The organism is Flavobacterium panacagri (assembly GCF_030378165.1).
Classification (GTDB): domain Bacteria; phylum Bacteroidota; class Bacteroidia; order Flavobacteriales; family Flavobacteriaceae; genus Flavobacterium; species Flavobacterium panacagri.
This window is the reverse complement of sequence record NZ_CP119766.1, coordinates 3,165,200-3,178,702: the sequence shown is the minus strand read 5'-3', so window position 1 is coordinate 3,178,702 and position 13,503 is coordinate 3,165,200. Positions and strand designations below refer to the sequence as shown.

Sequence of the window (13,503 nt, the reverse complement as noted above, 5' to 3'; positions counted from 1 at the left end):
TCAAGGTTTTGTTGAAAAATAAAATAATGACTCTCACTCCAATTTTCTTGTTAATGACTTATTATAAATTAATGCTAATATCCACCACAGGTTCTAACCTTTTTCATAAATTTGACAAAAATTTAATCAGTTGAAGAAATCACTCTTTTTCATATTTATTTGTCTGTCTTTTTTAAGCGTTCAATTCACTTTCGCGCAAGCAAAAAAAAAACCTGCACAAACTCCTAAAACAATCGTCATCGAGAATGCTGATTATTCTGATGTAGATCAGGTTAATGCACCAGATGCTCTGTTGCTAACTGGAAACGTAAAAATAAATCATGACGGTGTTGTACTTACCTGCAACAAAGCTTATTTTTTTCAAAAAGAGAATTATTTAAAAGCTTTTGGAAATGTACAATTAGTACAGGGTGATACTTTATTCTTAAACAGTAAATACGCTGAGTATAGCGGGAATGCAAAAAAAGCTTTTGCAACAGGAGATGCCGTTTTAACTTCACCTGATGCTACTTTACGCACTGACACGATTAATTTTGACAGAAATGTTCAGGAAGCTTTCTATAACACCAAAGGAACGATTGTAAACAAGGATAATACTTTGGTAAGCAAATCCGGAAGATATTATGCCGAACAAAAGAAGTTTCAGTTTCTCACAGAAGTAGTTATTACCAATCCTAAATATGTAATCAAGTCAAATCATTTGGATTATTACAGCAATTCAGGTCATACTTATCTGCTTGGGCCTTCTACTATTACAAGTAAAGAAAATTACATTTATACCGAAAAAGGTTTTTACGACACAAAGAAAAACTTAGCCCATTTTCTCCGAAAATCGTATATCAAATATGACGATCGGCGTATAGAAGGAGACAGTTTATTTTATAACCGAAATACCGAATTTGCATCGGCGACACGAAATGTCAAAATTACGGATTCTATTAACAAAGGAATTGTAAAAGGACATTACGCAGAGCTTTTCAAGTTAAAAGATTCTATGTTTGTCACTAAAAGAGCCGTTGCCATTAACTTAGTTGAAAATGACTCAGTTTATATTCATGGCCAAAAATTAATGGTTACTGGAAAAGAAGGCGAAAGAATTTTAAGAGCCTATAAAAATGTTCGTTTCTTTAAAATCGATATGAGCGGAAAATGTGATTCCATACATTCAGATTCTAAAATAGCCTTAACTAAATTGATTGGAAACCCGATTCTTTGGAATGCAGAAAATCAGATTACTGGTGATGTCATGCATCTAATTGGTGATAATAATACCCGAAAATTAGATTCGTTAAAAGTTTTAAATAATACTTTTCTCATCTCAAAAGATACGCTCGGAGCCGGATATAATCAAGTCAAGGGGCTCAATTTGTTTGGAAAATTTCGGGATGGAAAACTACATGATGTCGATATAATTAAAAATACAGAAGTTATTTATTACAGCCGGAATGATCAAAACGAACTTGTTGGAATTGATAAAAGTGTAAGCAGTAAAATCAATTTGATTTTGGAAAATAATAAAATTGAAACGCTTACCCTTTTTAACAATGTGGATGGTGATATGTTCCCCGAAGACGAACTTCCTGAAAATGCACGAAAGCTGAGAGGAATGATATGGCGGGGCGATGAAAGAATAAAGTCCAAAGACGATATTTTCACCGCAGAAGAAAATGAAATGAATGAAAAACTGATCAAAGAAGGGAAAGAGGAAGAAGAAAAAGGCAAAAATGTCCCAATGAAAGTCAGGAAGGAAACTTTAGATTACGACAAGAAGAAACCCGCTGTAAAACCTGCAATAACACCTAAGAAAAAATAGTTTTCGGTCGCAGTCACAGTTTTCAGTCCCTAAACAACTGAATACTGAGACCGAAAACCGAGACTTGACTTAGCATCTCAGCATCTTAGTAACTTAGAAGCTTTAAAAAAAATGAATCCAGATTTTATAAAATACCAAGCACAAACTTCTCCTTACCCACTCGGAATGGAAGTTTCGCATGCTATTGGCTCTTACATATACGACACAAACGATAAAAAATATTTAGATTTCGTTGCCGGAGTTTCAGCTTGCACGCTTGGGCATCAGCATCCAAGAGTAAATCAGGCGATAAAAGATCAATTGGACAAATATTCTCATGTAATGGTTTATGGAGAATATTCGCAGAGTCCAGCCGTTCAATATTGCAAAATGATGGCTTCGCTTCTGCCTGAATCACTTAATAAAACTTATTTAGTTAATTCGGGGACAGAAGCTATTGAAGGAGCCCTAAAATTAGCCAAAAGAACCACTGGAAGAAGTCAGCTAATTTCATGTCATAACGCCTATCATGGAAATACTATGGGTTCCATGAGTGTTATGGGGTTTGAAGAACGAAAACAAGCATTTAGACCTTTGCTTCCCGATGTAGATTTTATCACTTTCAATAACGAAGAAGATTTACAAAAAATAACGACTCGAACAGCAGCCATTCTTTTAGAAACTATTCAAGGCGGTGCTGGTTTTATTCAACCCGAAAATAACTTCCTTCAAAAAGTCAAAAAACGCTGCGAAGAAGTGGGTGCTTTAATGATTGTCGACGAAATCCAGCCAGGCTTTGGAAGAACAGGAAAACTATTTGGTTTTCAGAATTATGATGTCGTTCCAGACATCGTAGTAATGGGTAAAGGAATGGGAGGCGGAATGCCTGTTGGGGCTTTCACCGCATCTGCAGAAAGAATGGATCTTTTAACCGAAAATCCAAAACTAGGTCATATTACCACTTTTGGTGGTCACCCTGTCATTGCGTCAGCCTGTTTAGCTACTTTGCAGGAATTAACTGAAACAAATTTAATAGCAGAAACTCTGGAGAAGGAAAAACTCTTCAGATCGCTTTTGGTACATCCTTTGATAACAGAAGTTAGAGGAAAAGGATTAATGCTGGCTGCGATGACAGAATCTGCTGAAATTACCAACGAAGTCATTCTAAATTGTCAAGACAAAGGATTGATATTATTCTGGCTTTTATTTGAAGGATGTGCGATACGAATTACACCTCCACTTACTATTTCAGAAGATGAAATTCGCGAAGGCTGTTCTATCATTTTAGGAGTAATGGATGAAATAATGAAAAAGAATACTAAATAAAGAACTTCAGATTTTTTCAAAAGAATAATATTGTTTTATCTGGAAATTAATTTCATTAAGACATTTTCAGCATTAATAGAAAATAGACAAAATCGAAGCTAATCTCTTGACAACAAGAGAGATTTCTTCCCAAAATCGAATAAAAAACGCCATATATTGTTAATTAAATTGTTCAAAACAATTAATTTCTTATCCTTACAGCAATTATATGGTTGCCTAAATTTATATCAGGCTAATTTCAAATATACGAAGTATGCAATTAAGCAACGAAGAAGAAGATTATAACCTATCCCTATCCAAATTTGAGTCGATGTTAAAAACGAACAAAGTACTCTTTTTTGATTCTGAAGAATTCGAAGAAATCATTCTTCATTATTTAGATATAGGTAAGGCTAATTTAGCAAAAAAGGCCTTAAAACTTGCATTAGACCAACATCCAAAATCTACAGGCTTAAAATTAGTACAAGTAGAAATGCTGGTTTATGATGACAAACTCGATCTGGCCGAAAAGCTTTTGAACGAGCTGTACGCAATTGAACCTAACAACGAGGAAATCTACATCCAAAAAGCTAATATTTGTTCCAAAAGAGATCAACACGAGAAAGCAGTCGAACTGTTAAAAATCGCGTTGCAGTACACTGACGATTATGCTGATGTGTATAACTTAATTGGAATGGAATATCTTTTTATGGATAATCTCGAGCTGGCAAAAGAGAATTTTATCAAATGTCTTGAAGAAGACCTAGAAGATCAATCTGCGCTTTATAACGTAGTGTATTGTTTTGAGTTTTTAGATCAAAATCAGGAAGCTATTGTATATCTTAACGAATATATCAACAGAAATCCGTACAGTGAAATTGCATGGCATCAGCTTGGACGTCTTCATTATGGCGTAAAAGAATACGAAAATGCAATTCGAGCATTTGATTATGCAACGTTGATTGATGACGAATTCTTAGGGGCTTTTATGGAAAAAGCGAAAGCCTATGAACGTCTGAAAAAATACAACGAAGCAATTGAAAGCTATAACAGAACAATAGAACTGGACGACGCAACATCTTACGCTCTTCTTCGAATTGGAAAATGTTACGAGAAACTAGGAAATTTAGCGAAAGCAATTCAATACTACAACCAGACTGTTCATGAAGATCCTCTTTTAGATAAAGGATGGATTGCGATAACAGATTTTCACCTTCGTCAGAAAAACTATCAAAAAGCATTGTTCTTTGTCAATAAAGCTTTGGCAATTGACAATCAGAATCGTTTGTACTGGAAAAGATATGCAACAATCAACAAACACATGAATTTCTTTGAAGAAGCCGAATTCGGTTTTAGAAAAGCGGTTGAGTTTGGAGATTATGCATTAGATACTTGGTTATACTGGGTTGATATTCTGCAGTTTTTAGGAGAATTCGAAAGTGCTATTCAGACTTTGTTACAAGCGTCGGAATATTTTCCTGAGGAAAACGAAATCGAATATCGTTTGGCTGGATTGTACTTTATGATTCAAGACACCACAAAAGCTAAATTCCACTTAAGCAATGGCTTACGTCTTAATTTTGATAACTATATCTTAATTGAAGATTTATTTCCTGTGGTTTGGTCAAAAAAAACAGTAAAAAATTACATAGAAAAACATCGTAAATAAGAATGGTTGATATTTTATTAAGAAGACGTTTTGGATTATTAGGGCGTAACATTAGTTATTCTTTTTCAAAAGGTTATTTTACAGAAAAATTTAATAATGAAGTTTTTGCTGGTAACAGCTATGAGAATTTTGACATTTCAGAAATTAATTATTTCACTGAATTAATTAAAAATAATCCAGATTTAAAAGGATTAAATGTCACTATTCCATACAAAGAACAAGTTATTCCATTTTTAGATAAATTATCACGAAAAGCTTCTTTAATTGGTGCTGTTAATACTATAAAATTCACTAAAAGTGGCAAATTAAAAGGCTACAATACCGATTATTACGGATTTAAAAAGTCTTTAGAACCGCTTTTAGAACCACATCATAAAAAAGCGCTTATTCTGGGAACAGGCGGTGCTTCTAAAGGTGTTGCTTTTGCTCTAGATGAATTGGGTATTCCGTATACTTTTGTTTCCAGAGAAGCCAAAGAAAATATTATCGATTACGATTTGATCAATGCCACTACTTTTGATAATTTCCAAATCATAATTAACTGTACGCCAGTTGGAACAAGCCCAAATATTGACGCTTGTCCAAACTTGCCGTATGAGTTTTTTACAGAAAAACATATTGCTTACGACTTAATTTACAATCCGGCCGAAACTACTTTTCTAAAATTGGCAAAAGAAAGAGGTGCAGTGATAAAAAACGGTCACGACATGCTGATTTTTCAGGCAGAAAAAGCTTGGAAAATCTGGAACAAATAAAAAGAAGTAAAAAATAAAATGTTAATGTATTTTTTGTATTTTTAAATCACTTATTAACAGGTGGTTATGATAAAAATACAAGTATTTAGCATTTTATTTTTTTTATTTCACAATCTCCTTTCTGCTCAAGAAAATGATACCTTACAAAGTCCTTTCTCAGAGCCGCGTTACCATTATTTCCTAAAGACCATAATTCTTTTTGATGAGTATTTAGATACCGACAACGGCTCTTTTAATACTACTCAATTACGTGTTCTGCTTCCAATTGGAAATAAAGCTTGGAATTTACGTTTTGATCTTCCATTAATTTCTGCAAATACCAATTCTTTAAACAAAACAGCAATTGGAGACGTTGGTATGGGAATAAGCTATATTCCTTACATGAAAAATACAAATGGAATTGCAGTAAGAGCAAGAGTGTATGCCAATACTGCGGCAGATCCAAATTTTGGAACTGGAAAATGGGTAGCAATGCCTGCCGTAGTTTATGGGAAATATTTATTTGAGAAAAAATTTCTATGGTTGTCAACTCTAGAATATCAAGGAAGTTTTGCTGGTCAAAATGATAGAAACGACATCAGTGTTACCGTCTTTGAAAATGTTGTTCTTCATTTTTTTGGAAAAAATTGGGTCGCAGGAGATGTCGCTTTTAGATATAATTCTATGATTGAAGGTTTTCAAAACAATGCTTTCGTTGAATTCGGAAGAAAAATAACACCTACAAATTTAATCTACATACACCCCAGTGCAGGATTTGGTACAAACAGAACCTACAATTTTGGAATTGAAATGGGCGTTTTGATTCTTTTCTAGTCAAAGAAAAAAATCAATAGAACCTTACTAATTTATATTTTTACAGTAATAATCAAAAAAAGAATGCAGATTTTGAATTTATGGATACCTCAGTTATTCAATCAAAAGCTATTCAACATAACAGCTAATAAGTGCAAAGAATAGGAATTTCGTCTTAAAATACAGCATAATCAAGCGATTTATTTTGTATTTAGAAACACCTTTACTATCTTTCGCTCTGTTTAAAATAAAAACCTTATACATTTTAAAGATGTTAGAAGAAAAGAATGATAACCTGCATGATGCAGACGGAAAATCAGGAATCGAGAGCAATGATGCTACAGCAAATGATGCAATTGAAATATCTGATCCTGAAACTTTAGTTGAGAATTCAACTTCAGAAACTCAAAATAGCGATGATACTACTGAAAATGCGCATCAAGAAGCATTGGATGTGATCACCAATTCAAATGCAGCCGAAAGTGAAGACGAGACTTTAAAAGAACGTCATGATATTCCAATGCAGGATTATAATACATTTTCTTTAGATGCTCTTGTAGATGAATTAAAAAAACTGGTTAATACAGACAAAGTAATGTCCGTAAAAGATCATATTGAAGAAATCAAAAAAGCTTTCTTACTGCAATATCATCATCTTTTGGAGGAAAAGAAAGAAGAGTTTCTGGCTTCTAACACAGATCCAAATGAAGAATTTGAATACCACTTACCTTTAAAATCAAAATTTGACGAATATTATAATATTTTTAGAGATAAAAGAAATGTTCATTTCAAGCATTTACAAACTAATCTAAAAACAAATTTAGAAACTCGTCTGGCAATAGTTGAGGAATTAAAAGAGCTTATTAATCCACAGGAAAATATAAAAGATACTCTTAAGCATTTTAATGAATTAAGAGAAAGATGGAAAAATGCTGGTGCAATTCCAAAAGACAAATACAACCATGTTTGGAACAATTACCATTTCCATGTCGAGAATTTCTATGATTATCTTCATTTAGATCGTGAAGCGAGAGATTTAGACTTTAAACACAACTTAGAATTAAAACAAAAAATCATTGCACGTGTCGAAGAATTAGTGAACGATACAGATGTAAACAAATCTTTCCGTGAGTTACAGGATTTACACAGAATTTGGAAAGAAGATATCGGGCCGGTTTCTAAAGAACACCGTGATGCAATTTGGAATCAATTTAGCGAGCTAACTAAAAAGATACACGACAAGAGAGAAGTTTTGTTTGAAAACCAAAGAGCTAACGAACAGCAAAATCTTGAGATTAAGAAAGAAATCATTTCTAAAATTGAGGTTTTAGGTACCGAAAAAGTAAATTCTCACTCGCAATGGCTTGTACAAATTCAAAAAGTAGAAGAATTAAGAAATGAGTTTTTTGCTGCTGGGAAAGTTCCGTCAGAAGTAAACGAAGAGACTTGGGCAGCATTTAAAACCGCTGTTAGAAACTTTAATGCTTTCAAAAATTCTTTCTATAAAGACATTAAGAAAGATCAAAATGACAATTTAAATAAAAAGCTTGCTCTTGTAGCCAAAGCAAAAGAATTGCAAGAAAGTACCGATTTTCAATCTACAACTCCTGTAATGAAACAAATTCAGGAAGAATGGAAACAAATTGGCCACGTTCCTAAAAAATATTCAGATAAAATCTGGAAAGAATTTAAAGATGCCTGCAATCATTATTTCGACAAATTAAAAGAACATAAATCTGAAGAAAACAGCGAAGAAGTAGCCGCTTTTGATAACAAAAAAGCTTACTTAGACACGTTAAGAGCTTTTCAGCTAACTGGAGACCACAAAACAGATTTAGACGCTATAAAAGCACATATTGAAACTTGGAAAGGATTTGGAAAAGTGCCTTTTTCAAGACGCCATATAGAAGGAAAATTCAATAAAATTCTAGATGCTCTTTTCGAAAAATTAAGCTTAAGCAAAAAAGAATCCGAAATGATGCGTTTTGCAAATCGTATTGATTCTTTATCAGATAGCAATGATACTCGTAAATTAGATAATGAAAAAATCTTTATTATGCGTAAAATTGAAGAAGTTCAAAATGAAATTTTCCAATTAGAAAACAATATTCAGTTTTTCACTAATACTAAAAATGCTAAAAAAGAGAACTCTATTGTAACAGAAGTTCGCAAAAACATCGCTATTCACAAAGAAAGCCTTGAAGTTTGGAAAGATAAACTGAAACAACTAAGAAACTTAGGTCAGGAATAAGAACTGAGTTAAAGCAAATCATAGAAGGTGTAGTGAAAATATTCATTACACCTTTTTTTATATCTAAAATGTTTCTTTTACCGCAAAGCACGCAAAGATTTATTTTATTAAGTGGTTATGTTGGTAAATAAAAAGTTCGCAAAGCTTTATCTACGTAAAACTTTGCGAACTTTTCTTTCTTAAATAATACGAAATACAAAAAAAACTCTGCGTGCTTTGCGGTAAAAACCCACTCCAAACAAAAATCCAAAAAACTTAACATTCTAGTTAAATTCTATAAAACAATTCTGTAAAATATTGATTATATTTGATTTACCACATTATCATTTGATAATTAAACAATACAACATTTTATTAATTTTAATACCACACAAATGAAATTTACACGAAAAGCACACGCCAACTGGAAAGGAACCGGTATGGAAGGAACAGGAACTATTAGTACTCAAAGTACCACTTTAGATAATGCACAACTCTCTTTCAAGACAAGATTTGCTGATGGTGTTGGCACAAACCCAGAAGAACTAGTTGCAGCAGCGCATTCTGGCTGTTTTACAATGCAATTAAGTTTTTTATTAAACGAAGGCGGATTTACAGCTGATGATTTAACTACAGAAGCAACAGTGACTTTTGAAGACGGTTCAATCACTTTAATTCATTTAGATTTAAAAGGAAAAGTCCCTTCAATTTCAGCAGAAGAGTTTAAAGCTACAGCCAATAAAGCAAAAGAAATCTGTCCGATTTCTAAATTATTAAACACTACAATTACATTATCGGCTGAATTAATTAGCTAAAAAAAATTAAGCATAAAAAAACCATTCAAAATCGAATGGTTTTTTTTATGCTTAAGAATAACTTATTACATTTTAGCTTTTAATGCTTTAGCTTCAGCAGTCATTTCAAGAGCACTGTAAACTCCTAATAATGTTTTAGAAACATCTTCGTTTTTAGGATCTAATTCATTCGCTTTTTTAAGATAAGGAATTACACCTTTAAAAACATTTTCTCTCTGCGCTTTCAATACATCATAACGCTTCATATCTTTAGCAGAAGTACCTAACTTATTCATTTCATCAATGATTGGTTTCTCAGCTTCTAATTTTAAAGCAGCAAGGTTCAAATACGCATTTGTGTAGTTAGGATTGATTTCAATCGCTTTTAAGTAATATTTCTCTGCATCTGCACTGTTTTTTGCACCTGCACTAATTACTCCTAAATTGAATACTAAATCAGCATTGTTTGGATCTTTCTCTAAAGCTTCTCCAACCAATTTTTTGTACATGTCAAAATCTTTAGTCTCTAAGTATAAGTTAGCTTCAGTTAAGATCAAAGAAGTATCTTCAGGATTTGCTTTTCTAGCATCTGCGATTGCTTTTTTAGCTTCTTCAGTACGTCCTTTTTGAACTAAGATTAATGCTAAATTTTTGTAGATTTCTCCTCTTTTCGAAGGAATTGCTTCTGTTTTAGGTTTTTCATGTGTTCCTAATTTTATAGCTAGATCTCTATCTTTTGCATTGGCAAAGTTATCTTCATTACTGTTCGCTTTGTTAACAGCCAAATATAAAGTTCCTTTTCCTGAATAGTTCAATTTTTTCAACTCTTCATACATTGGTAAAGCCAAATCAAAATCTTGTGCATTCACAGCAGTTGAAGCAGCATAATATAAATTAATTGTATCTTTTTTATCTAAAGCATAAGCGTCATACAATTTTTTTGCTCCGTCTACATGTTTATTCGCTTGAGTATCTGCAATTGCAGAGTTAATCAACTGACCTTTAATATTAGTAATGGAAGTAGCTGCCTGAGTAGAAAATTTTTGTTTTCCTGAAGCTTTTTCAACTTCAATTAATTTTTTATAGCTTTCAGCTGCTGCAATTAAGTTTTTACTTTCTTCAACTTTTTTGTTTGCTAGATCTAAATAAGCATTTCCTTGAACAAAATAAAATTGTGCCTGTTCTGTATCTTTAGCATTTACTACTAAATTTTCAGCATCTTTCAGGATTGTAATTGCTCCTTGAGCGTCACCGCCTTTTAATGCCTTTTCAGCGTTTTTAATTTGATCTTTTTGAGCAAACGTAGCTACAGAGATCAGTAATGCTGATGCTAGTATTACATATTTACTTTTCATAGTGATTTATTTGTATTTAATTTTTTATATAATTTGATTATTCTTCTGACTCTTCTTCTTCAGAATCTGCGTCATCTTCGTCATCAATTACTTCATCATCAGAATCGTCGTCATCTTCAACAGTTCCATCATCTTCTAGAACTTCTAAATCTGGCTTCACTCTTTCAATTGCAGACTCAATTACATTTCCATCTTCATCCACAACTACTTCTTCAACATCATCCTTCATTACTTTAGTTACGGCAGCGATAGAATCTTTTCCTTTAAGGTTAATTAATCTAACACCTTGAGTCGCACGTCCCATAACACGTAAATCTTCAATTGCCATTCTGATAGTCAATCCAGATTTATTGATAATCATTAAATCATCTGCATCTGTAACTGCATTGATAGAAATTAATTTACCTGTTTTCTCCGTAATATTAAGAGTCTTAACACCCTTACCTCCACGGTTTGTAATTCTATAAACATCTTCTCCATCTTCGTCAACTAATTTGGTACGTTTTCCATATCCATTTTCAGTTACCACTAAGATTTGAGATTCAGTAATATCATTTTTATCAACTGTAACCATTCCGATTACTTCGTCGGTTTCGTCTTTTAAAGTAATTCCACGAACTCCAGAAGCAGTTCTTCCCATCGGACGTGTTTTAGTCTCCTCAAAACGAACCAATTTACCAGACTTAACAGCCATAATAATTTGGCTTTCTCCGTTCGTTAACTGTGCTCCGATTAATTCATCACCTTCTTTAATTGTAATAGCCGCAACTCCATTCGCTCTTGGTTTAGAATATTTCTCCAAAGAAGTTTTCTTTACCTGACCTTGTTTTGTCACCATTACAAGATTATGCGTATTGATATAATCTTTATCTTTTAAATCTTGCGTACAAATGAAAGCTTTTACCTTATCATCACTTTCAATGTTTACTAAGTTTTGGATTGCTCTACCTTTTGCTGTTTTACTTCCTTCAGGAATTTCATAAACACGCATCCAGAAACATTTTCCTTTCTGTGTAAAGAACATCATATATTGGTGGTTTGTCGCTACGAACATATGCTCCAAGAAATCTTGATCTCTTGTTCCAGCACTTTTCTGTCCAACTCCACCTCTATTTTGTGTTTTGTATTCTGTAAGGTTTGTACGTTTGATGTAACCAGCATGTGAAATTGTAATAACTACATTCTCATCAGCAATCAAATCTTCTATACTTACATCTCCTCCAGAATATTCAATTTGAGAACGACGATCATCACCGTATTTGTCGCGAATTTCAGTCAGCTCTTCTTTAATTAAATCTGTTCTTAAATTAATGTCTGCTAATAAAGCTTTTAAATGCTCAATTAATTTCATCAATTCATCATACTCAGCTCTTAACTTATCCTGCTCCAGACCTGTTAACTGACGTAAACGCATTTCAACAATTGCACGAGCTTGAATATCAGAAAGCTTAAATCTTTCGATTAATTTTTCTCTTGCCTCATCAGTATTTTTAGATCCTCTAATTAACGCAATTACTTCATCAATATTATCAGAAGCAATGATTAAACCTTCTAAAATATGAGCTCTTTCTTCTGCTTTACGCAATTCAAACTGCGTTCTTCTAACGACTACTTCGTGACGGTGCTCAATAAAATAATGAATCATATCTTTCAGATTCAACATTTGTGGGCGACCTTTTACTAATGCAATGTTATTTACACTAAAAGAAGATTGTAATGAAGTATACTTATATAAGGTATTTAAAACTACGTTTGGCGTAGCATCACGTTTTAAGATGTAAACGATACGCATACCATTTCTATCCGATTCGTCACGGATATTCGCAATACCTTCAATTTTTTTCTCGTTAACTAAATCAGCCGTACGTTTAATCATTTCGGCTTTGTTAACTTGATAAGGGATTTCTGTAACAATGATACATTCTCTTCCATCCACTTCTTCAAAACCAACTTTCGCACGCATTACAATACGTCCTCTACCGGTTTTAAAAGCTTCACGAACACCTTCATAACCATATATTACACCACCAGTTGGAAAATCTGGTGCTTTAATATGCGTCATTAATTCGTCAACTTCAATATCATTATTATCTAAGTACGCTAAAGTACCATTGATAACTTCAGTTAAATTGTGTGGTGGCATATTAGTTGCCATACCAACTGCAATACCTGTTGCTCCATTTACTAATAAAGTAGGAACTTTTGTAGGCATTACTTTTGGTTCATATAAGGTATCGTCAAAATTTAGCTGAAAATCAACAGTTTCTTTTTCGATATCCGCCATAATTTCCTCAGAAATTTTGCGCATTCTAGCCTCAGTATAACGCATTGCTGCTGGACTATCTCCATCGACAGATCCAAAGTTACCTTGACCATCAACTAATAAATATCGCATACTCCACTCTTGAGCCATACGAACCATTGCGTCGTAAACAGAGGTATCTCCGTGCGGGTGGTACTTACCCAGAACCTCTCCCACGATTCTTGCAGATTTTTTATGGGCAGATCTTGAAGTTACTCCCAAATCATACATTCCATAAAGAACTCTTCGATGCACTGGTTTCAAGCCATCTCTAACATCAGGAAGTGCTCTTGATACAATTACAGACATCGAATAATCGATGTAAGCTGATTTCATTTCATCTTCAATGTTAATAGGAATTAACTTTTCTCCTTCAGACATAAGTTGTTATATTAAATAATTATAATAGTTTCAAAGCGTGCCAAGATACGTTTTTTTAAAATTTTTTCAGCTATTTCCTTACACTTATTTAAATGATTTATTAACAACTTTATTTTGGCTTTTAGTTA

At 33.0% G+C, this 13,503-nt stretch carries 9 protein-coding genes; 7 read left to right on the top strand and 2 right to left on the bottom strand.

Translation table 11 applies throughout. The annotated features are described in order from the left end of the window. Positions 1-130 precede the first annotated feature (130 nt). From P2W65_RS14045 to P2W65_RS14015, 7 genes are all read left to right on the top strand, one after another. Complete coding sequence (locus tag P2W65_RS14045) at positions 131-1,813, top strand: OstA-like protein (RefSeq protein WP_289658215.1); 1,683 nt, start codon at positions 131-133, stop codon at positions 1,811-1,813. A gap of 111 nt (positions 1,814-1,924) precedes the next feature. Next, the gene (locus P2W65_RS14040) at positions 1,925-3,118 is read left to right on the top strand and encodes an aspartate aminotransferase family protein (protein ID WP_289658213.1); all 1,194 of its coding nucleotides are present in this window, start codon (positions 1,925-1,927) and stop codon (positions 3,116-3,118) included. 253 nt (positions 3,119-3,371) lie between these two features. Beyond that, the gene (locus P2W65_RS14035) at positions 3,372-4,766 is read left to right on the top strand and encodes a tetratricopeptide repeat protein (protein ID WP_091491100.1); all 1,395 of its coding nucleotides are present in this window, start codon (positions 3,372-3,374) and stop codon (positions 4,764-4,766) included. A 2-nt stretch (positions 4,767-4,768) separates the two neighbouring features. Further along, on the top strand, positions 4,769-5,521 hold the full coding sequence (locus P2W65_RS14030; protein WP_289658209.1) for a shikimate dehydrogenase family protein: 753 nt from the start codon (positions 4,769-4,771) through the stop codon (positions 5,519-5,521). A gap of 66 nt (positions 5,522-5,587) precedes the next feature. Then, positions 5,588-6,334, top strand: coding sequence for a lipid A phosphoethanolamine transferase (locus P2W65_RS14025; protein WP_289658207.1), 747 nt, complete (start codon positions 5,588-5,590; stop codon positions 6,332-6,334). A gap of 250 nt (positions 6,335-6,584) precedes the next feature. Then, positions 6,585-8,564 carry a DUF349 domain-containing protein gene (locus tag P2W65_RS14020; protein WP_289658205.1) on the top strand — a complete coding sequence of 660 codons (1,980 nt, stop codon included), beginning with the start codon at positions 6,585-6,587 and terminating at the stop codon, positions 8,562-8,564. Between the two features lie 374 nt (positions 8,565-8,938). Further along, entirely contained in the window at positions 8,939-9,358 is a 420-nt protein-coding gene (locus tag P2W65_RS14015) for an OsmC family protein (RefSeq protein ID WP_289658203.1), read from the top strand. A 65-nt stretch (positions 9,359-9,423) separates the two neighbouring features. Here P2W65_RS14015 and P2W65_RS14010 read toward each other — a convergent pair whose 3' ends face one another. Together P2W65_RS14010 and gyrA are read right to left on the bottom strand one after the other, a co-directional pair. Beyond that, positions 9,424-10,692: a tetratricopeptide repeat protein gene (locus P2W65_RS14010; protein WP_289658201.1), complete on the bottom strand. Its 1,269-nt coding sequence runs from the start codon at positions 10,690-10,692 to the stop codon at positions 9,424-9,426. A gap of 37 nt (positions 10,693-10,729) precedes the next feature. Beyond that, positions 10,730-13,375 (bottom strand): DNA gyrase subunit A, encoded by a 2,646-nt coding sequence (gene gyrA, locus P2W65_RS14005; RefSeq protein ID WP_289658199.1) that lies wholly within the window; start codon positions 13,373-13,375, stop codon positions 10,730-10,732. Between the last annotated feature and the right edge of the window lie 128 nt (positions 13,376-13,503).

Excerpts from the sequence above, each read along its gene's own strand:
- P2W65_RS14040 (WP_289658213.1), top strand. The coding sequence starts at position 1,925 with ATGAATCCAGATTTTATAAAATACCAAGCACAAACTTCTCCTTACCCA.
- P2W65_RS14035 (WP_091491100.1), top strand. The coding sequence starts at position 3,372 with ATGCAATTAAGCAACGAAGAAGAAGATTATAACCTATCCCTATCCAAA.
- P2W65_RS14030 (WP_289658209.1), top strand. The coding sequence starts at position 4,769 with ATGGTTGATATTTTATTAAGAAGACGTTTTGGATTATTAGGGCGTAAC.
- P2W65_RS14025 (WP_289658207.1), top strand. The coding sequence starts at position 5,588 with ATGATAAAAATACAAGTATTTAGCATTTTATTTTTTTTATTTCACAAT.
- P2W65_RS14020 (WP_289658205.1), top strand. The coding sequence starts at position 6,585 with ATGTTAGAAGAAAAGAATGATAACCTGCATGATGCAGACGGAAAATCA.
- P2W65_RS14015 (WP_289658203.1), top strand. The coding sequence starts at position 8,939 with ATGAAATTTACACGAAAAGCACACGCCAACTGGAAAGGAACCGGTATG.
- P2W65_RS14010 (WP_289658201.1), bottom strand. The coding sequence starts at position 10,692 with ATGAAAAGTAAATATGTAATACTAGCATCAGCATTACTGATCTCTGTA.
- gyrA (WP_289658199.1), bottom strand. The coding sequence starts at position 13,375 with ATGTCTGAAGGAGAAAAGTTAATTCCTATTAACATTGAAGATGAAATG.